The 18,713-nt window shown below is 72.0% G+C and carries 15 protein-coding genes; 9 read left to right on the top strand and 6 right to left on the bottom strand.

The window, feature by feature from the left end; genetic code table 11:
• Positions 1–189: 189 nt before the first annotated feature.
• The gene (locus ABZ807_RS31265) at positions 190–885 is read left to right on the top strand and encodes a 50S ribosomal protein L11 methyltransferase (RefSeq protein ID WP_357166072.1); all 696 of its coding nucleotides are present in this window, start codon (positions 190–192) and stop codon (positions 883–885) included.
• A 120-nt stretch (positions 886–1,005) separates the two neighbouring features.
• Here ABZ807_RS31265 and ABZ807_RS31260 read toward each other — a convergent pair whose 3' ends face one another.
• Complete coding sequence (locus ABZ807_RS31260; protein WP_357166066.1) at positions 1,006–2,658, bottom strand: carboxylesterase family protein; 1,653 nt, start codon at positions 2,656–2,658, stop codon at positions 1,006–1,008.
• 214 nt (positions 2,659–2,872) lie between these two features.
• On the opposite strand from ABZ807_RS31260, the gene ABZ807_RS31255 reads away from it, so the two are divergent.
• Positions 2,873–3,889 (top strand): TetR/AcrR family transcriptional regulator C-terminal domain-containing protein, encoded by a 1,017-nt coding sequence (locus tag ABZ807_RS31255; protein ID WP_357166063.1) that lies wholly within the window; start codon positions 2,873–2,875, stop codon positions 3,887–3,889.
• Positions 3,890–4,078: 189 nt separating this feature from the next.
• On the opposite strand, the gene ABZ807_RS31250 is transcribed toward ABZ807_RS31255, so the two are convergent.
• Complete coding sequence (locus ABZ807_RS31250) at positions 4,079–6,229, bottom strand: glycogen debranching N-terminal domain-containing protein (RefSeq protein ID WP_357166060.1); 2,151 nt, start codon at positions 6,227–6,229, stop codon at positions 4,079–4,081.
• A 405-nt stretch (positions 6,230–6,634) separates the two neighbouring features.
• Here ABZ807_RS31250 and ABZ807_RS31245 point away from each other — a divergent pair, with 405 nt between their 5' ends.
• Positions 6,635–6,871 (top strand): preprotein translocase YidC, encoded by a 237-nt coding sequence (locus tag ABZ807_RS31245; protein ID WP_357166057.1) that lies wholly within the window; start codon positions 6,635–6,637, stop codon positions 6,869–6,871.
• Between the two features lie 230 nt (positions 6,872–7,101).
• On the opposite strand, the gene ABZ807_RS31240 is transcribed toward ABZ807_RS31245, so the two are convergent.
• Together ABZ807_RS31240 and ABZ807_RS31235 are read right to left on the bottom strand one after the other, a co-directional pair.
• Positions 7,102–8,151 (bottom strand): nitronate monooxygenase, encoded by a 1,050-nt coding sequence (locus ABZ807_RS31240; RefSeq protein WP_357166054.1) that lies wholly within the window; start codon positions 8,149–8,151, stop codon positions 7,102–7,104.
• Positions 8,152–9,024: 873 nt separating this feature from the next.
• Positions 9,025–10,101: a hypothetical protein gene (locus ABZ807_RS31235; protein WP_357166051.1), complete on the bottom strand. Its 1,077-nt coding sequence runs from the start codon at positions 10,099–10,101 to the stop codon at positions 9,025–9,027.
• 336 nt (positions 10,102–10,437) lie between these two features.
• Between ABZ807_RS31235 and ABZ807_RS31230 the strand changes: the two genes are divergently transcribed.
• Positions 10,438–11,286, top strand: a complete 849-nt coding sequence (locus ABZ807_RS31230) for a phosphatase PAP2 family protein (protein WP_357166048.1) — start codon at positions 10,438–10,440, stop codon at positions 11,284–11,286.
• A gap of 39 nt (positions 11,287–11,325) precedes the next feature.
• Here the strand turns inward: ABZ807_RS31230 and mptB are convergent, their stop codons facing one another.
• Positions 11,326–12,849, bottom strand: coding sequence for a polyprenol phosphomannose-dependent alpha 1,6 mannosyltransferase MptB (mptB, locus tag ABZ807_RS31225; protein ID WP_357166045.1), 1,524 nt, complete (start codon positions 12,847–12,849; stop codon positions 11,326–11,328).
• A gap of 259 nt (positions 12,850–13,108) precedes the next feature.
• Between mptB and ABZ807_RS31220 the strand changes: the two genes are divergently transcribed.
• The 4 genes from ABZ807_RS31220 to ABZ807_RS31205 all read left to right on the top strand — a co-directional run bounded on the left by ABZ807_RS31220 (position 13,109) and on the right by ABZ807_RS31205 (position 16,717).
• The gene (locus tag ABZ807_RS31220) at positions 13,109–13,786 is read left to right on the top strand and encodes a response regulator transcription factor (protein WP_357166069.1); all 678 of its coding nucleotides are present in this window, start codon (positions 13,109–13,111) and stop codon (positions 13,784–13,786) included.
• A 78-nt stretch (positions 13,787–13,864) separates the two neighbouring features.
• Entirely contained in the window at positions 13,865–15,280 is a 1,416-nt protein-coding gene (locus tag ABZ807_RS31215) for a HAMP domain-containing sensor histidine kinase (protein ID WP_357166042.1), read from the top strand.
• A 111-nt stretch (positions 15,281–15,391) separates the two neighbouring features.
• Entirely contained in the window at positions 15,392–15,946 is a 555-nt protein-coding gene (locus ABZ807_RS31210; protein ID WP_357166039.1) for a phosphatase PAP2 family protein, read from the top strand.
• Between the two features lie 63 nt (positions 15,947–16,009).
• Positions 16,010–16,717, top strand: a complete 708-nt coding sequence (locus ABZ807_RS31205; RefSeq protein WP_357166036.1) for a VTT domain-containing protein — start codon at positions 16,010–16,012, stop codon at positions 16,715–16,717.
• A 68-nt stretch (positions 16,718–16,785) separates the two neighbouring features.
• Here ABZ807_RS31205 and ABZ807_RS31200 read toward each other — a convergent pair whose 3' ends face one another.
• Positions 16,786–17,877, bottom strand: coding sequence for a lysylphosphatidylglycerol synthase transmembrane domain-containing protein (locus ABZ807_RS31200; protein WP_357166033.1), 1,092 nt, complete (start codon positions 17,875–17,877; stop codon positions 16,786–16,788).
• A 124-nt stretch (positions 17,878–18,001) separates the two neighbouring features.
• Between ABZ807_RS31200 and ABZ807_RS31195 the strand changes: the two genes are divergently transcribed.
• Positions 18,002–18,424 carry an acyl-CoA thioesterase gene (locus tag ABZ807_RS31195; protein ID WP_357166031.1) on the top strand — a complete coding sequence of 141 codons (423 nt, stop codon included), beginning with the start codon at positions 18,002–18,004 and terminating at the stop codon, positions 18,422–18,424.
• Positions 18,425–18,713: the final 289 nt, after the last annotated feature.

Below are 18,713 nucleotides of genomic sequence, written 5' to 3'. Positions count from 1 at the left end.
AGGCCCGGGTGCCCGACGGCCTCATGTCGACTCGGGCGAGATCGGCGACGCCGCCAAAATGGGGCTTGACCTTGTCCCTGGGGCAGGGTTCGAGCGCCGTCCACGATCGTGGACGGCGCCGGCCGCTGCCGCTCGGTAGCGTTCGCCCGGCAGTAGACTCATCGGGTTCGTGACCTTGGTGAGGTGGACATGACGGCGGGCATTCGGTCGGACCTGGAACGCTGGACGGCGCTCGGTGCCGAGTTGGTGACGAGTCCGCGGGTCCACCGTCCGTCCTCGTTCTCGGCTCTGCTGGCCAGCGCGGTCCAGGACACGGCCGGGCAGGTGGTGGTGGATACCGGGTGCGGCGCCGGCCTGGTCACCATCGCTTCGCTCATGGCCGACGCCCAGCATGTCATCGCCCAGGACTACGACGCCAACTGCCTCATCGACACCGCCGCGAACGTCGAACGACTCCTCGGCCCGGCCGCACGACGGCGGCTGACGCTGTGGGAGGCCGACTGGCGACAGCTCGGTCCGATGCGTGCGGACGTCTTGGCCGTCAACCCGCCGCAGCGCCCGACAGCGCTGCTGGAAGACGTCGACGACGACGTGCTGCATCTGCACGACGGGGGCGGTGACGACGGGTTCGCCGGCCTCCGCATGGTGCTCGGACACGCCGGCACCCCCAGGGTGCGGACCACCGCCGCCGCAGTCCTCGACCTGCCCGCCGCCGCACCCGACCTCTGCGGGAGCCGCTGGTCGACGCCGTCGGTGCTCACCCACGCCCACCTGCCACTCGACCCGGCCTGGCATCGGCTGGTGCCCGAACTGATCGGCCGGGTCGACGTATGGGAGTTCACCCGCCCGCCGCCAAGCCACGGCGATCGGCCGCTCACCTGGTAAGACCACGCGTCCTTCGGGGAGAGCGCGGCGTCCTGCGGGGCTGACCGGCCGCACCGGCATGGTCGCTGCTGGGCCGTGCCTGCCTGGCGGCGTGGCACGGCCCAGCCGTTGACGGGGCGTTCAGCTCGACAGAGACCGCCAGAACTCGACCTGATGCGCGACCGCGAAGTCGGTCCGGCCGATGGCGTCGGGGACGAACGCTTGCACGTACTGGGTACGTCCGTCGAACCGCGGCCAGCCGGGCAGGCCATCCCGGTCGGGGGTGCCGGCGTGGGCGAATCGGCTCCAGGACGCCACCATGGTCTGCGCGAGCCGCTCCTGGCCGGCGGAGAGCGGGTGGCTGTAGTCGACGGTGAACAGGTAGGGCAGCTCCGCCGTGTGGTAGGCGCCGGTGGGGAAGCTGGGCGTGGCGGGCTTCGCGTAGAATGGCGCGTCCCGGTCGGCGAACTCGTACATGTACGTCGGCACGTGCCGGCTGAAGGCGCGCGCGCTGTCGAAGATCGGCCGCGCGTACTCGAAGTCCGTCATGATCGCGGACAGCGCCTCGGTGGCGGAGCCGTACCGGGTCCGCGGGTAGCGGGCCAGCACAGTCGCGGCGTCCCCGCCGAAGGTCGCCTCGACCATGCCGCGGTACTGATCGTCGGTGAGGGGACAGGGCGCCTCCGCGCCGGGCGCGCACAGCATGCCGGTGCGCTCCATGCCCCACACCTGAGCCCGCCACTCGTCGCGGGTCGCGCCGATGAGTACCGGTACCCGGTGGAACCGGCCGGTGGCCACCGCCTCGGCGGGATCGACGGGCAGCACCGGTCCGCCGGCGACCGGTTCGGCGCCCCACGCCGTCTGCCCCGGGTATCCAGCCGCCTCCACCAACTGCTGCGCCGAGCGGCCGCGCAAGCAGGACTCGACGCCAGCCGGGTCGTCGGCACACCCGGCGGCCGTGACGAACGCCGCGGAGGAATCCCGCGCTTCCTGGCGGGTACGGAAGGGCATCACGCACCCGTTGCTCTGCATGATGGCGCGGTGGAAGAGCCCGCCCGAGCCGGGCGCGGCCAGATGGGCGCAGACGCTGGTGGCACCGGCAGACTGCCCGGCGATCGTGACATTGCCGGAATCGCCGCCGAACGCTGCCGCGTTGGCCCGTACCCAGCGCAGCGCGGCCTGCTGGTCCTCCAACCCGTAGTTGCCCGACGTGTCTGCGCCCCGCCCGCCCTCGAGTGCGGGATGTGCGAGGAATCCGAGCGGGCCGAGCCGGTAGTTCAGCGTCACGACGACCATCTCGCCGCCGATGGCGAGCCGCTGCCCGCCGTAGGTGTCGCCCTGACCGAAGAGGAAATGTCCACCGTGGAGCCACACCACCACCGGCAGTTGCCGCCCCGACGACTGCCGTGGCGTGGTGACATTGAGATACAGGCAGTCCTCCGTGCCGCTCGCCTCGTCCATCGGCAGGCCCTCCAGTTGGGCGCAGCCGGGCTTCGGCGTGGTGGCGTCACGGACCCCGCTCCACGCCGGCGCCGGCTCCGGCGACCGCCAGCGCCGTACCCCTTCGGGTGCTGCCGCGTACGGGATCCCTTGGAACTCCCGGTATGTCTCGGTGACGGTGCCACGCACGGTGCCGTGGTCGGTCCGCACCACGGCCGGGTCCGACTGCTGGTGGGGCACGCCCGCGCCGGTCACCGCGGTGGACACGATGGGCAGGGCCGCGACGGCCGCGCCGAGTGCCGCAACCGTCCTCCATCGCCGTAGTCGTGGACCGAGCTGTCCGATCGTCCGCATGGTCTCTCCCTGTCGTTTCCGGATGCCGGGCACTGATCACGCCGGCCAGGCAAGGATGGCCACGAACCGCGACCCGGCGGCAGCCGAGCACTAGTGCACCTGGCGCGGTCCGGCTTGGCACCGCGGTCGCGCTGGTCTGGGCTACGCTCGTTGCGCTCTGGTGCTCTAGTGCGGTCGTCGGCCCCGACGGCCGGAACCGTCCGGGGGAGGCGACGTGTTGCCCGACGGCGAGCCGACACCGCCGTACGCGCGGATCGTCGCCGAACTACGGCGACGTATCGCCGTCGGGGCGGTCGCCCCCGGCGAGCGACTGCCCTCGACCCGGCAGATCGTGCGGGAATGGGGAGTGGCGATGGCCACTGCCAGCAAGGTGCTCGCCACGCTGCAGCGAGAAGGGCTCGCCGAGGCGGTGCCGGGAGTCGGCACCGTTGTGCTGGCCCAGCGTCGTCCGCGCGGCGGGCGGCCCACCGCCGCGGGCGCCGCACCGCCGCAGCGGATCGCCGGTCGCACCGACGCTGAGGTGCTCCGCGATCGGATCGTGCGGACTGCCGCCGGCCTCGCCGACGCGGAAGGGCTCGCCGCGACGACGATGCGCCGCGTCGCAACCCTGCTGGACATGCCCACCATGAGCGTGTACCGCCAGATCCACGGCAGAGACCACCTCATGGTGCTCATGGCCGACGCCGCCTTTGCCGAGCAGCCGCTACCGGCCCGGCCGCCCGCCGGCTGGCGTGCCCAGCTCGAGCTGCTCTGCCGGCTGCAGTGGGCGATGTACCAGCGTCACCCGTGGCTGGCCCAGGTCGTGTCGCTGACCCGCCCGTTGCTGGCGCCCAACGCGATCGCCCATACCGAGTGGGCGATGCGCGCGGTGACCGGACAGGGGCTCGACACGGAGACGGTGGTCCACGTGGCCGCCACGGTCGCCAGCTACGTACGGGGCACCGCGGTGAACCTGGAGCGGGAGGCGGAGGCTGAGCAGGACACCGGCCTGACCGACGACGAGTGGTTGCGGGTGCAGCAGAACGCGTTGGCTGCCGCGCTGCGCTCCGGCGCGTTCCCGATCCTGTCAGCCGTTTCGGCGCGCTCGGACGTGGACCTCAACATCGACACGCTGTTCGAGTTCGGCCTGCAACGGATGCTCGACGGTGTCGCGACGCTGATCGGCGCAAGCGGTGACGGTGTGGCCGGTGCCGGTGAGCGGCGCGGCATGCCCTCGCGGAGCAGCAACTGACCGGCAGGTGCGGTCCGGTGGAGACGCCGGCCGGTCGACGAGGCCGGCCGACGGAGGAAGCAGCACCGAGGCGCGGCGGGGGTGGAAGGTGGCCGACCCCGTTGCCGTGACCGCCCGACCGGCCCGGCGGCGCCGACTTGCCCGGCGGCGGCGATCCGGACCGACGGTCGCGGAGGGCGCACCGGTCGGTCAGGACCGGTGGCGGCGGGCGGCCATCGCCTGCATCGTCGGGCGGCGGACCACGGCTATCCGGTCGCCGCGGGCGCGGATCGACGTGCGGCCGCCGCGCCCGCGGCGGACGGTGAGGTCGACGGTGGCGCGACCCACCTGCACGCCCTCCAGCCTGAGTTCCGGCAACCACTCCGGCAGGTGCGGGTCCACGATGATCGTCCGCAGCGGTGCGGCCGGGCGCAGCGCCAGCAGAGCCTGGACCAGCATGATCACCGAGCTGGCGGACCACGCCTGGGGCGAGCAGGAGTTGGGATAGACGCCGGGATGCGGATGGGCGTCGTCGCGCGGCAGGCCACTGAGCACCTCGGGCAGACGGTGTTCCTCGAAGAGCGCCGCTGCGGCGAACATCCCCTCGGCCAGCCGGTGCAACTGCGCCCAGCAGCCGTACCGCGCGAGGCCGACACCGATCGTGCCGGCCTCCACCGGCCACACGCTGCCCCGGTGGTAGCTGAACGGGTTGTACGCCGGATGCGCCGCCGAGAGGGTACGCACACCCCAACCGCTGAACATGTCGGGCGCGAGCAGCCGACGGGCCACCAGGGGAGCGACCCGCGTCGGCACGATGCCGGTGGCCAGCAGGTGGCCATCGTTGGAGTTGACCGACCGCACCTGCCGCTTGTCCGGCCCGAGTGCCATCGCGTAGCAGCCGCTGTCGGGCATCCAGTAGGCCCGGTGGAAGCGGCGACGCAGCGCGCGCGCCCGGGCCAGGAGGGTGGCGCCGAGAGCCGGGTGACCGGTCGCGGCGAACACCACGGCGGAGTGCCGCAACGCGGCGTACCAGTACGCCTGGAGTTCGCTGGTCGCGATCGGGTTCGGCACCACCTGCCCGTGCTCGTCGACGATGGCGGTGTCCGAATCCTTCCACCCCTGGTTCTTCAGGCCGGACCGGGCGCGGCAGTGGTACTCCAGGAAACCGTCCCGGTCCGGGTCGGCGTACCGGTCGATCCAGCCGAGGGCGCGGCGCGCCGTCGGCAGGAGGTCCCGCACCGTGTCCAGGTCCCCCGTCCAGGCGAAGTACTGCCCGAGGAAGACCAGGAAGTCCGGCGCTGTCGACCAGTCGCCGTGGTAGTGGGTGAACGGGTTGAGCCCGAGTGCGGACACCGGACCCAGGCGGGCCTCGTGCAGTGGCTTGCCCGGCTCCTCGTCGCGCCCGTCGTCGACGCGCCGCCCGACGTGGCGGGCGTTGAGCCGCAGGCTGTCCGCCAGCATCGTCGGCCCGGCGAGCAGGGCCTGCCAGGACGCCGTCATCGTGTCCCGGCCGAAGATCTCCTGGTAGATCGGCAGCCCGGCCATCGGCGCCGTCGGCCCGGCCGGTTCGCCGAGCGGCAGTACGGTCAGGTCGTCGACCGCGCACCGCCAGGCCGCCGTGACGTCGAAGTTGGTGCTGTTCAGCCGGGTGAGCTCACGGGCGAGCCGGGCGCCGGCGGCGGTGGCGGCATCGGCCGGTCCGGTGAAGGTCGGCGGCGGCGCGGCCAGGCGCTGCCCGTCGAAGACGGGCTCGACGACGAGCTCCACCCGGCTGCTTCCGCCCGGCGGCACCGTGATCTCGACAGCGAGCGCGTCGTCCACGTACCGCACCGGCGCCTCGGCCCGTACCCCGATCGCCACCGCCCGGTCGAGGTCGTCGCGCAGGTACGTCAGGAGCAACTCCTGCTCCCCGGGATCCCAGCTCGCGCCGACGTCGCCGCACTGCAGGCGGTGACCCGCTTCGGCCTCACTGGTGTCCGCGAAGTCGGCGGCGAGATGGATCCGCATCGGCAGGGTCAGCGGTTGCTGGGCATAGCTGACCACGGTCAGCCTGATGCGCAGCCCGTCGCCGACGAAGCGTTCCACCAGCAGGTACGCCGCCCGGGACGGCAGCGCCTCGCCGTTGCCGAGTTCGGCGTACGACAGCTGGGCGTGACCCTGCACGTTCGCCGTGCTGAACGGGACCGGCTCGCGGCCGCCGACGGTGAGCCGCTCCGCGCTCAGCACCCGCGTGTTGCGTGCGAAGAAACCCTGCGGGTCGGTCCCGGTGATCCGGCCGCGCACGTCGGTGACCAGCGTGCTCCACCCGCTCGCCACGTAGAGCAGGTCGGGGCGGACGCGCAGGTTGCGGACCCGGCTCATCGGCGCTGCGGCACGTCGCGGGGGCCGGGCCGGGCGCGGTGACCGGGTGATGCGTGCGCAAGCGGCATCGGTCGCACCCCCCCTGATCTGCGGTTGCGGCCCATGGTGCTGTGGGGCAGCCGGACGGGGCCCTGCCTACCCGCTCGCCCCGCCCGTACACCCGGCTGATCCGCGCCGCGCCGCCGCTGTGCCACCTGCCGTCCGCGGTGAGAGCCGGTTCGCTCACCGCCGGCGCGGTCTTCCGGCGCGGTCCGCCGCCCGGCGCCTGCACCTACCCGGCCCCGCGCGGCGGTGTGGCTGCGCGCGCCTGGGGCGCGCTGTCCGGAGCGGCCCGAAGCCGAGGTTTCACCCCCGACGCGCCGGGTAGCCGTCGCCGGACAGACATGCCACCGACGGGAGACGACCGTGGGGTACCAGGCGCGTGACGGTGAGCTGCCGGTCGACCCGGAGCATGCCGAGGATGAGGCCGGCCAGGCCCGGCTCGTCCAGGTGGAGGCGGACACCGACGTCCCGGCCCCCGACGACACTGACGTGCGCCCGGACGTGGTGACCGAGGACGACGGCTCGGGCGTTGCCGGTGGCTCGTCCGGGAGCAGCGGCGGCGGCTCCAGCATGCTCGGCCATCCTGACGCCGCCCGCTGACCCGTCCGCCGGCTGTCCGCAGGTCAGCGGCGTAAGGGCCGTGCCGCCGGGTGGGCCGATTGGCGATCCGCTCGATACGCCCGCCCGCACGTGCACCCGCAGCCACGGGTCGACCGGCAGGCCGTCCGCGCGGACCTGTGCCGCGTACTCGGTCATGGGCAGGTCGGGGTGGTGTGCCTGCCGCTCGGGCGGACCGGGGCGACCAGGTTGCCTGGTCGCCGCGTGGTAGCTCAGCCCCAGGCGGTCGACCTGTCGGCGGCCGCCGACAGCGCCGCCCTGGCCTCAGCGACCAACTCGGTCACCAGATCACCCGCCGGCGCCTCCTTGGCCAGGGGATGTGCCTGGCCGGCCCAGAGGTTCGCCACGGAGGCGTCCCCGCTGCCCCGGGCGGCGGCCAGGAGCGGGCGGGTGAGCTGCAGCACCTGCGGGTAACCGACCGGTGCCGACCGGTCGTGCCGGCGGAGGAAGTCGTTGACGACCGCACGCGACCGCTTGCCGGTGAACGCTCGGGTCAGCGCGGTCGGTGCGGCGCTGGCCGCCGCCGCCCGGTGCATGGGGGAGGTGCCCGCCTCCGGGCAGCGCAGGAATGCCGTACCGAGCTGCGCGGCGGCGGCACCGGCGGTCAGCACGGCCGCTACCCCGGCACCGTCGGCGATGCCGCCGGCAGCCACCAGCGGCCGGTCGCAGCTGGCGGCGACCAGCCGGAGCAGGGGCAGTAGGGCGTAGTCCTCGTCGTCCGGCAAGCCGCCTCGGTGCCCACCCGCCTCGGTGCCCTGTACGACCATTGCGTCCACGCCCAGTCGGACCGCCGCCGTGGCGGCGTCCGGACTGTTGACCGTGGCCCAGACCTCGGTGCCCCGTTCCCGCAGGGCGGCCACCGCCGCCGGGTCGGGCAGCCCGAACGCGAAGGACACCACCGGGACCGGGTCCGCGAGGAGGGCAGCCAACTTCGCCGGGTACCCGTCGTCGCCGCCGCGGGGTTCGCCGAGAGTCACGCCGTGCCGCCGGGCCTCTGGGGCGAGCCTTTCGGCGTACGCCCGGACGGCGGCCTCGTCGACGGCACCAGCAGTCGGAAGGAAGACGTTGACACCGAATGGACGGTCGGTGCGGGCACGAACCTCGGCCACGTCGGCGACGAGCCGGTCGGCGCTGATCATCCCCGCAGCCAGGAAGCCCAGGCCACCTGCGGCAGAGACGGCCGCCGCGAGGGCCGGTGTCGACGGGCCGCCGGCCATCGGCGCGGCGACGATCGGGCGGGGCAACACGGACAGCACGGACATCCACCCATCCTGCCGGATCATTGCCGCCGCTGAGGGCTGACACCGCCGGGTAAGTCCAGCAGCGTGGGTGGCGTTTCGAAGCCACATATGAGATTGGCGGGCACGGACCTCGGATGTTCGCCGGCAGCTGGACTCTCGGCCCCGACCGTCGACAGTAGCGGCCGTGACACCACGATCTCAGGAGCCCTTGCGTGGGGCCCTGGATCCGTTTCGCGGTTGGGTAGGTGGGACGGCTCCGGCTATCCCGTCATCAACGCAACGGGGCACCGGTATCGTACCGATCAAGCGGCTGGAAGCCGCAGCCGAGCGGCTGGAGAGAAGCCGCGACTGGGCCGGCTCCCACGCCGCCAGCGTTCACCGGGTCAAGCTGGACCGCCTGGCAGCACAGGTCGTCATCCACGCTTCCGGGGACGCGGACGCGCTCGTCGCCGCCGCAGTCAAGGCCACCGGCGTGACGCCCAGGGTGTCGATCTTGGAGGCCGGGATAACGCCCGCCAGCCGCCGGGTCGACTCCATCCCGTACTACGGCGGTCTGGCACTGTTCGACTACAACGTCACCGGGCCGGGACACAACCCGCGTACCGTCGACGCAGACTGCACGACCGGTTTCCGGATGACTCGCGGGGGAACGAACAGCAACTGGGTGACGACCGCAGGGCACTGCGGCTCCAACGGCACCTATTTCTGGCACAACGGCGGCTGGAACCTCCGCGTCAGCTCGAACTACCTGAGCCTGGGCACGGACGTCTCCATGGTCGCCGGCGAGAACGGCGCCTACTTCAGCCGGTACTCCTGGTTCGGCTCGCGCGACACGTCGACGTCCAACCCGGTCACGGCGAAGCTGACCGGATGGCCCGTCATCGGGTCCGCCGTCTACATGTCCGGCTCCAACGGTGGCCTGGTTCGGCGCTGCTGCCGGGCGGGCGGGTCGGACGCCCACCTGCGACGGGTCTCGGCGGAGACCACCCAGAGCAGCATCAGGTTCACGGCGAGCGCGGACACGGCGGCGAACTGGTTGACCGTGAACTTGAAGATCTGCGCGAAGAGCAGATCCACCAGCAGCGCGAGGTGGAGCGCGCGCAGCGCACGCTGGCGCTCACGCCGCAGGAGCAGCCCGCCCCGGACCCCGAGCAGGGCGGTGGCGAGGGACGCACCGATCACCACCAGGTCCGCACCGCGCTGCGGTGCCCGGGCCAGTTCCCCGGTCGCATGCTCCAGCGCCGCGCCGGTGAGGGTGACGACGGGCTGCACGACGAGGTACACCGCGGCCAGGACCACCGGCCACCGGCGGGTCAGCAGCCGGTCGGCTGCGGCTCGGACCCGCTGCAGCGTGCGCTCCCGGGCCGCGCCCCAGCGGGATTCCCGGGCGGGTACGGCGACGAGCAGCCGGAGAATCGCGACGTCGACCGGGTCGGCCGAGTCCCGCAGCGAGCGGAGAGCGGCGGCGCGTTCCGCCTCACTCACCCCGGAGGTGACCCCGGCCAGCGCCAACTGCAGCGCCGCGGCGGTGCGTTCCTGCGGGGAGGGCGTGCCACGTCCACGCGACCACCCCACCAGCAGGACCAGCCCCGCGAAGACCAGGTATATGAGACCGGCGGCGGGTTGGTAGAAGTAGTCGGTCCGCGTGGTGACGAACTTGCCGATCTCGTCGATGAACAATCCGAACCCGATGCCGCCGAGCACGGCCGCCCAGGCTCGGGCCGACCGGCCGAGGAACGCGATCGCGACGCACAGGCCCGCCGCCATGAGCAGACCGCCCCACAACACGTGCGCGATGTGCAGGCTGCCACCGCCGAGCTTCGGGTAACTGGTCAGCTCCAGATACGCCCGGGTCGCCAGCACCGTGCCGATGCCGGACAGCACGAACGCCCACAGGTGCCCGGTGGTGTCAGGTGCCCGGACCAGCCGGCTGGCGCGACACAGCAACGACCGGGCGGCTTGGTCACGCACCGTCCACCTGGTGCCGTCCGCGTCGCTGACACGCCTCGCTGCGGTTTACGTCCGGCACCGCAACGACGACGACCGCCGGCGCCCAGCCCACCACGCGTCCCCTCTCCGCTGCCAACGACGACGCTGCTCAATGGCCGGTCACCAACCTACGCGATCCCAGGCCGACCCGTCACGGAGCGCATCGAGTTGGACCCGCCGGTGCCTGGTGGCTCGTCTTTGAACGTTGATCGTGTGGTCCGTCGGTTCACGTCCCGGCCGATCTCGTCGCGACCGGAGGACGCGATGTTCTGCGGCGACGGTTCGGGACGTCGACGACACCGGTGACAGGATCACGAGATGAGCAACTCCCACGATCGCCGTGACAGCCAGCCGGAGGGGGACGCCGTCCGCGCCGAGGACGACCGTTACCTCGGCTGGCGTGACCTGACCGTCTGGAAGAGCAGGCTCGGCCGGATCATGGTGGCGCTGGCACACCAGGCCGCGCGGTGGATCGGCCCGTACCCGGTGCTGGCGCTGACCCTGCTGATCGGCGTCGTGCTCGCCGTCGCTCTGACCGCCGCGTCGGTGGAAATCTACGAGGCGGTCGCCGAAGGCGACGGTGTCGCAGGCCTCGACAAGCCGGTCCTGCAGGCGGCCATGGCCGCGCGTACACCGCGGCTGAATACGGCGGTCACCGCGTTCACCAACCTCGGCGGCCCGATCGGCATGCCGATCCTCGCGGCCGTCGCCGCGATGGCGCTGGCGATCTGGCGTCGGCAGGTCAGCCCCGTGGTGCTCATGGCGGTGGCCACCGCTGGATCACTGCTGATGACGATCGCCGGGAAGGCCCTCGTTGGGCGTATCCGCCCGCCGCTTGCCGATGCGGTCGCACCGTATGAGACCTCCGCGTCGTTTCCCAGCGGGCACGCCCTCAACGCCGTGGTCGTCGCCGGAGTCGTGGCCTATCTGCTCGTCCTACGTCAGCGGCAGTGGCGCACCCGGGCGGCCACCGTCGCTGCGGCGGTGGTGTTCGCTCTCGCCATGGGCTTGAGCCGGGTGTTCCTCGGCCATCACTGGCTCACCGACGTGCTGGTGGCATGGACGCTCGGGCTGGCGTGGCTGGCTATCGTCATCACCATGCACCGGCTCTATCTGAGCTTGCGGCACGTGCCGCCCCGCGGCCCCACCGTCGGGTCAAGCCGGTAAGCCGTTCGTGGTCGATCGGACCTTGCGGGTGGGTGCACCTCAACCGGCACGGCGGGAACGAAACCGAAGGCGTCCCCTGAACCCCGCCCATGCCGCACGAGTGAACAGTCGAGCTGAGGGCGCCAGGCGTGTGCACGCCGCTGTGGCGACAAGGGCAGTCATCGCACCCAGCGCAGCGCCGAGGAACGCCGCCGGGCCGGGCTCGACGCCGCCGGGCAGGACCAGCAGGACGAGGGCCACCGAACCGACCGAGACAGTACGACGGATTGCGACACTGCGGGCAGCCGATGCCAGTGGCACGACCGCCCAGAGCAGGTACCACGGGTGCACCACCGGGCCGGCGATGACGATCGCCGCGAGACACAGGCCGAGGGCGGACAACGGTCCAATTCGCGTGGCACGCCGCCACAGGACCAGGCTGACCCCTGCGGCGACGATCATTCCGGCCAACCAGAACGCTCGGATGGTTCGATCGACTTCGACTCCGCTCAGGTGAGACAGCAGTGTCCCGAAGGCCCAACCCAGATCTGTGGTGACCGACATCCAGGTGTGCGCGTGCGTGGGAGCGTCGAGGGCGCGGATCCAGCCGAACCCGGTTCCGGCCAGGGCGGTGACCGCCAAGGCGGTGATGGCGGCAACGAGGATGGTTCGCTGCGCTGCCCTCAGTCTCGCCCGTCGACCGCCGAGCTGTTGCGCCCAGACAGGGACGACGAAGATGATCGCCAGTCCCGCCGGCGCCTTGACGAGGGCGGCGAGGGTCATGAGCACGACGCCGATCGCGGGTCGATGCTGTAGTGCCAGGAGCAACCCCAGGCACATCAGGCCCAGCATCACCGCCTCGTTGTGGGCGTCGCCGATCAGGTGCAGCAGCACGAGGGGGTTGAGCACGCCCAACCACAGCGCGGCCGCCGGCTGCACCCCGCACAGGCCGGCCAGCCGAGGCACCGACCAGACCAGCAGTCCCACGCCCAGCAGGGCCAGCACCCGCATCCCGACGATGCCGGCCCAGACACCGCCATCGGTCAACTCCGTCACCGCGCCGGCGAGCGTGAGAAAGATCGGGCCGTACGGCGCCGGGGTGTGTTGCCAGATTTCGGGCACGTTGACGGTGAGCGGACCACCCAGGGCGGCGGGGCCCACCCGGTATGCGTCCAGGCCCGCCATCGTCATCGCGCCCTGGGCAAGGTAGCTGTGGACGTCGCCACTGAAGATCGGGGGCGCAAATGCGAACGGTGCGCCCCACCATGCTGCTGTCGTCACCAGGTCGCGCCGGGACGGGCCGCCGGAAGTACGTACTGCCGCGCCGATGCGCCACCAGGCCAGCAGGAGCATCGTCAGCCCTACGTAGACCACGAACACCGACAGCGTCGCCCGCGCTCGCAGGTCCAGGATGAGGGGCAGGTCGATCGCGATCTCGCCGAGAGGCGTCACGCCCGACAACAACCCGCCCACCGCGGTCACGGCTGAACCGATCACGCCGAGCATCCAGGTGCCCGCCAGGGAACGTGACGACTCCGACCCGTCGCTTCGCTTGGCGGCAGCGCTACCCAAAACCGTCAGCACCCATTCATCCGTCACCTCAGGAGGACGCACTCCGCGGTGGCCCACCGCGCTGGAGATCACAAGCCTCACTCAAAGTAACTGAAGCACTACCCTCTGCGCTGGAGTTGCCCGACGCCCTGCCAGCCGCACTCGCTGCCGAACGCCTGGAGCGCCTCGGCATCCGGATTCGCGTCCCACCTGCCGCCCTCGCGAGACAATGGGAGCTGGCGCGGATCCGGCCGGGGACGCGGGTGTCCGGGTGCGGAGAGGCGGAAGCACAGTGCGGGTGCTGGTCATCGAGGACGAGACCGCCCTGGCGGAGGTGCTGCGAGCCGGCCTGACCGACGAGGCTTTCGCCGTCGACGTGCAGCACACCGGGATCGACGGGCTGTGGGCGGCCACCGAACACCCGTACGACGTGGTGGTGCTCGACATCATGCTGCCCGGCCTCAACGGGTACGAGGTGTGCCGGCAGTTGCGGTCCCGCGGGGTCTGGACACCGGTGCTGATGTTGACCGCCAAGGAAGGCGAGTACGACCAGGCCGACGCGTTCGATCTCGGCGCCGACGACTACCTGATCAAGCCGTTCTCGTTCGTGGTGCTGGTGGCCCGGCTTCGGGCCCTGGTCCGCCGGGGCGCCCCGGCGCGGCCGGTGGTGCTCACCGCCGGCGACCTGGCCGTCGACCCGGCCCGGCGGCAGGTCACCCGGGCCGGGCAGCCGGTCCGGGTGACCGCGCGGGAGTTCGCGCTGCTGGAGTTCCTGATGCGCCACCGCGGCGACGTCGTGTCGAAAACGCAGATCATCGAGAACGTCTGGGACGCCCACTTCGACGGCGACCCGAACATTGTCGAGGTGTACGTCGGATACCTTCGCCGCAAGATCGACCAACCGTTCGGCCGCGCGGCGATCCAGACGGAGCGGGGGATGGGCTATCGGCTGGACGCCGACGGCGGATGACGTCGGGGAGCGCGACGGCATTCGGTACCTCGCGCCCTTTCAGGGTCCTCTCAACCCGGCTGAACCTACGCTGCGGAGGTGGCTGCCAGGTTCGCTGTGCTCCGGGATGCCGCCGGGTGGATGCGCCGCCGGTGGGGTGTGCGACTGCGCTCGGCGCTGGCCGCCGCGCTGGTGGTGGCGGTGGCCTTCGGGGTCGGCGCGGCCACCTTCGTCTACCTGGCCCGGGCGAATCTGGTTGGCAACGTGGACGCCGCCGCGCGGCAACGCGCCGACGAGGTCGCCACAGCGGTGACCGGGGGCGACGAGGACGCCATCGCCCAGACCCTCAGGTCCAGCCCGGGGGAGCAGACCCTGGTTCAGGTCCTGGCGCCGTCCGGTCGGGTGGAAGCGGCGTCGGCGGCACTTGGCGACGCCGCCCCGCTGTCGCCGCTACGTCCCGACGCCGGCCAGCGCCTGCGAGAGCAGCGGGTACTGCCGTTCTCCGACGAAGACCCTTTCCGGGTTGTCGCCGTCGGAGTGGGCACCGGCTCGGGAACCCACACGGTGCTGGTCGCCCAGTCGTTGCGGCCGGCGAACGAGAGCACGGAGGTCGTGGCGGCGATCCTGCTCGTCGGTGTGCCGCCGATGCTGCTCGTGGTCGGCGCGGCGGTCTTCTGGTTCGTCGGGCGGTCGTTGCGCGCGGTGGAGGCGATCCGTCGCCGGGTCGCCGGCATCACCGCCCGGGACCTGCACGCCCGGGTGCCGGTGCCGGTGGCGCACGACGAGGTGGCGGCCTTGGCGGAGACGATGAACCGCATGCTCGACCGGCTGGAGAGGGCGGCGGCCGGCCAGCGGCGGTTCGTCGCCGACGCCAGCCACGAACTGCGCAGCCCCCTGGCGACCCTGCAGGCCGGCCTGGACCGCCTGGCGCTGACACCTCAGCCCGGCACCGACGACGATCTTGTCCGGCTGCTGCGGCGGGAGTCGGAACGGCTGGGCCGCCTCGTCGCCGACCTGCTGCTGCTCGCCCGCATCGACGAGCGCGGCCCGACCCTGCGCCGTGAGGACGTGGACCTGGACGACCTGGCCTACACCGAGCGGGACCGCCTCGCCGCCGCCCGACCGGACCTGACCGTGCGCATCCAGCTCACCCCGGTACGGGTCACCGGCGACACGCACGACCTCGGCCGGGCGCTGCGCAACCTGGCCGACAACGCCGCCCGCCACGCGCGGCAGGAGATCGCGCTGCGCGTCTTCGCCGACGGCGGATCAGGCATCATCGAGGTCGCCGACGACGGACCAGGGGTGCCCGAGACGGAGCGAGAGCGGATCTTCGAACGGTTCGTCCGACTCGACGACAGCCGGGCCCGCGCCGAGGGCGGCAGCGGCCTGGGCCTGCCGATCACCCGCGAGATCGTGGCGGCGCACGGCGGGACCGTCCGGGTGCTGGCCGAACCCCGGATGACGATCCAGGTCCGGCTGCCACTGGCCGGCGCAGGCCCACCGAACACCTGACCCGCGAACCTGCCCCCGGCTGACCGCCTTCAGCGTCCTCTCAGCCGAGGCGAGACATGCTGGGCACAGCCGGTCGGGGGAACCGGGTCGAGCCACGGAGTCGCAGCCGCCATGAGCTACCACCTGTTCCAGTTGATCAACGCTGCAGCGGGCCGCAACGATCCGCTCGACGACGTGATGGAGTGGGCGGCCGTCTGGCTGATCTACGTCCTTGGCGCTCTGGCGGTCGTCCCGCTGCTGCGCGGGGTCAGGACGCGCGGCAGGACAGCGGTCGTACCCGTCGTGGTGTCCCTGCTGGTGGCGTTCGCCGTGGGACAGGTGGTTGCCGCCATCAGCACCGAGGTCCGCCCGTTTCAGACCCACCTGGTGCATCAGTTGATCCCGCACGACGCGGGCGGATCGCTGCCCAGTGACCACGCCACCGCCGCCTTCGCGGTGGCCTTCGCGGTCGGGGCGTTTCTGTCCCGGCGGTGGGGGGTAGCGCTGTCGGGGCTGGCCATCGCCATCGGATTCGCCCGGGTATGGACAGGTGTGCACTATCCGGTCGACATCGTTGCCGGCGCGCTGATCGGCGCGGCCTCCGTGCTGATCGTCACGCTCGCCGGATCACTTGTCGACCGGTGGGGTCACCGCCGCCGGTCGGGCACCGCTGTCGGCAGCCGGTAGCCCTTCCCCGGTCGGCCCACTTTCCCGGCAGGCACTGTCGCCGCATCCCAACGGAGGTCCTTCGTGTCGACGTCCCTGGCCCTGCAGACCGCAGGTCCCGGCTTCCTCAACCCCGAGTGGTTGATCTCCACCTTCGGGCTGATCGGCATCCTCGCCATCGTCTTCGCCGAGTCCGGCCTGCTGATCGGGTTCTTCCTGCCCGGTGACTCGCTGCTGTTCACCGCCGGGCTGCTCGTCGCCGACGGCCGCTACCTGCACCAGCCGCTCTGGCTGGTCTGTCTGCTGGTGGTCGTCGCCGCGATCGCCGGGGACCAGGTGGGCTACCTGTTCGGCAAGCGGGTCGGCCCGACCCTGTTCCGCCGGCCCAACTCCCGGCTGTTCAAGCAGGAGAACGTGACCCGGGCCAACGACTTCTTCGCCCGCTACGGCGCCCGGTCGGTGGTGCTGGCCCGGTTCGTGCCGATCGTGCGGACGTTCACCCCGATCATCGCCGGGGTGAGCCGCATGCACTACCGCACCTTTGTCATCTACAACGTGCTCGGCGGGGTGCTCTGGGGCACCGGCGTGACCGTGCTGGGCTACTTCCTCGGCCAGATCGCCTTCGTCAAGGACAACATCGAGTTGATCCTCATCGGCATCGTTGTGGTCTCCCTGGTGCCGATCGCCATCCAACTGCTGCGATCCGGGCGGGCCGCCACCCGGACCGGACGTGCTGGGGTGGACCGTGCCGAGCCAGCGCGAACGCGCGGAACCACGACCACACAGGACTGACGCGCAGATCCCGCGGGAAACCGACCCGATGTGGGCTCGGTCGGTGCTCGATCCCCGAACGCTGACGACTACCGGCTGGAGTCCGGGACCGCCCGTCCTGAGCCGGGGCGGCGCAGGACGAGGCCGGCGACGCCGCCCACCGGAATGAGCAGCCAGCAGGAGAGCAGCCGGTAGATCAGGACGGCGGCGGTGGCGCTGACCGCGGTCGCGCCCGAGGTGGTGAGGCCCGCGACCAGGGCGGTCTCGATGACGCCGATACCGCCGGGCGTCAGCGGGACCTGGCGGACGATCTGTACGCCGAGGTAGATACCGGCCAGGGTGATCAGGTCGACCGGCAGGCCCAGCGCGCGGGTACAGGCGGCCAGGCAGAAGAGGTCGGTCAGCCAGTTCGCCGCGCCGTAACCGACGACGGCCCACCAGTCGCGGGCGCGCAGGCCGGCGCCGGCGCGCCAGGCGTCACGGGCGGAGACGAGGAGGTTGTGCAGGTAGCGGGCGACGTGGCCGCGGTGCTTGGCGGGCTTCGCGTCGAGCGGCTCGTCGGTCAGGCGGCGGCCGAGGGCCACCGCGGCGCCGGTCAGCGCGACGAGGGCCGCGACGACGATCAGGGGGCGCCAGGCCAGCGACGTCGTCGAGCTGTACGTGAGCAGGACGGCGCCGCCGCCGGCGTAGATCAGGGCCAGGGCGCCGATGGAGGCGAGGCCGGAGACGACTGCGCAGACCGCGCCGATCTCACGGGCGACGCCGGCCCGCTCGTATTCGCGGATCGCGTAGCCGGTGGCGACCGCACCGCCGGCCGGGACCGAGATCGAGATGGCCGTGCGGGCCAGGGTGATCGCCATCAGGCGGCGCCGGCGGATGCGGACGCCGAGGGCGCCGAGCAGGTGCTGCTGCTGGCCGGCGAAGGCGGCGATCGAGACGGCCTGTAGGAGCGCGGCGAGGGCGACCCAGCCGTACTTGGCGCCGGTGAGGGCGGTGAGGAACTCGTTCGGGTCGGGCAGGCGACCGCGCAGCCCGACCGCGGCCAGGGCGACCACCGAGACGGCGACGGCGAGCAGGCGAATCCAGCGGGTACGCCAGGAGCCCGACGGGGGGTTGACCTTTTCTGCCAGACCGTGCCTCCGCGGCGGCTCCGCCGGGGACGCGGGAGAGGACCGGCACATCGCTTGATCCTCGCAGACGCGCGCACGCCCGCGTTCCGCCCCCCGCTCTGTGGCCAGCGGGGCACCTTGGGATGGCGCTGGTTGGATCGCCGCCTCGTACGGTACCGGCGTTACGCTCTGGCACATGGGAGATCCGTTCCGGGTGCGCGTCACCGTCCGCGGCTACGAGCTTGATACGCAGGGCCACCTGAACCAGGCCGTCTACCTGCAGTACGGCGAGCACGCCCGGTGGGAGTGCCTGCGCGCCGCCGGCATCCCGCAGGACCGGCTCCTCGCCAGCGGAGTGGGGCCCGTCGCCCTGGAGGTCACCCTGAAATACCTGCGAGAGCTGCGCGGCGGGGACGAGGTGGACGTGTCCTGCGAGTTCCGCTGGGGCGAGGGCAAGACCTTCCAGATCGACCAGAACTACACCCGCCCCGACGGCACCCCGGTCGCGACGCTGACCGGGGTGGCCGGGCTGCTCGACCTCTCGGCCCGGCGGCTGGTGCCCAACCCGCACGAGCGGTTCCAGGAGCTGGCCACGAATCCTGGGCCACTCAACCTCTGAGGCGAGCGCGGACACGGCGGCGAACTGGTTGACCGTGAACTCGAAGGTCTGCGCGAAGAGCAGATCCACCAGCAGCGCGAGGTGGAACGCCCGCAGCGATCCCAGGCCGATACGGCAGGGAGCACGGGCGCAGACCCCCGCCTTCAGGCGCGGGGGAGGAAGTCAAGGAGCAGCGACTAGTGGTTGCTTCTCCACTTAGAGCTGTCTACAGTTGACTGTTGTGAGCAGCGTTTATCGGATCGGCGAGTTCGCCAAGCGGGTTGGCCGCTCGGTGAGCACCGTGCGTCGG

This window comes from Micromonospora sp. NPDC047548, from assembly GCF_040642975.1.
Classification (GTDB): Bacteria; Actinomycetota; Actinomycetes; order Mycobacteriales; family Micromonosporaceae; genus Micromonospora.
The sequence above is the reverse complement of the archived record's forward strand: the minus strand, read 5'-3'. Positions and strand labels throughout refer to the sequence as shown.

Coding starts and splice junctions, on each gene's coding strand:
- ABZ807_RS31240 (WP_357166054.1), bottom strand. CDS start 8,151: ATGTCCGTGCTGTCCGTGTTGCCCCGCCCGATCGTCGCCGCGCCGATG.
- ABZ807_RS31200 (WP_357166033.1), bottom strand. CDS start 17,877: ATGTGCCGGTCCTCTCCCGCGTCCCCGGCGGAGCCGCCGCGGAGGCAC.
- ABZ807_RS31260 (WP_357166066.1), bottom strand. CDS start 2,658: ATGCGGACGATCGGACAGCTCGGTCCACGACTACGGCGATGGAGGACG.
- ABZ807_RS31250 (WP_357166060.1), bottom strand. CDS start 6,229: ATGAGCCGGGTCCGCAACCTGCGCGTCCGCCCCGACCTGCTCTACGTG.
- ABZ807_RS31265 (WP_357166072.1), top strand. CDS start 190: ATGACGGCGGGCATTCGGTCGGACCTGGAACGCTGGACGGCGCTCGGT.
- ABZ807_RS31210 (WP_357166039.1), top strand. CDS start 15,392: ATGAGCTACCACCTGTTCCAGTTGATCAACGCTGCAGCGGGCCGCAAC.
- ABZ807_RS31230 (WP_357166048.1), top strand. CDS start 10,438: ATGAGCAACTCCCACGATCGCCGTGACAGCCAGCCGGAGGGGGACGCC.
- ABZ807_RS31195 (WP_357166031.1), top strand. CDS start 18,002: ATGGGAGATCCGTTCCGGGTGCGCGTCACCGTCCGCGGCTACGAGCTT.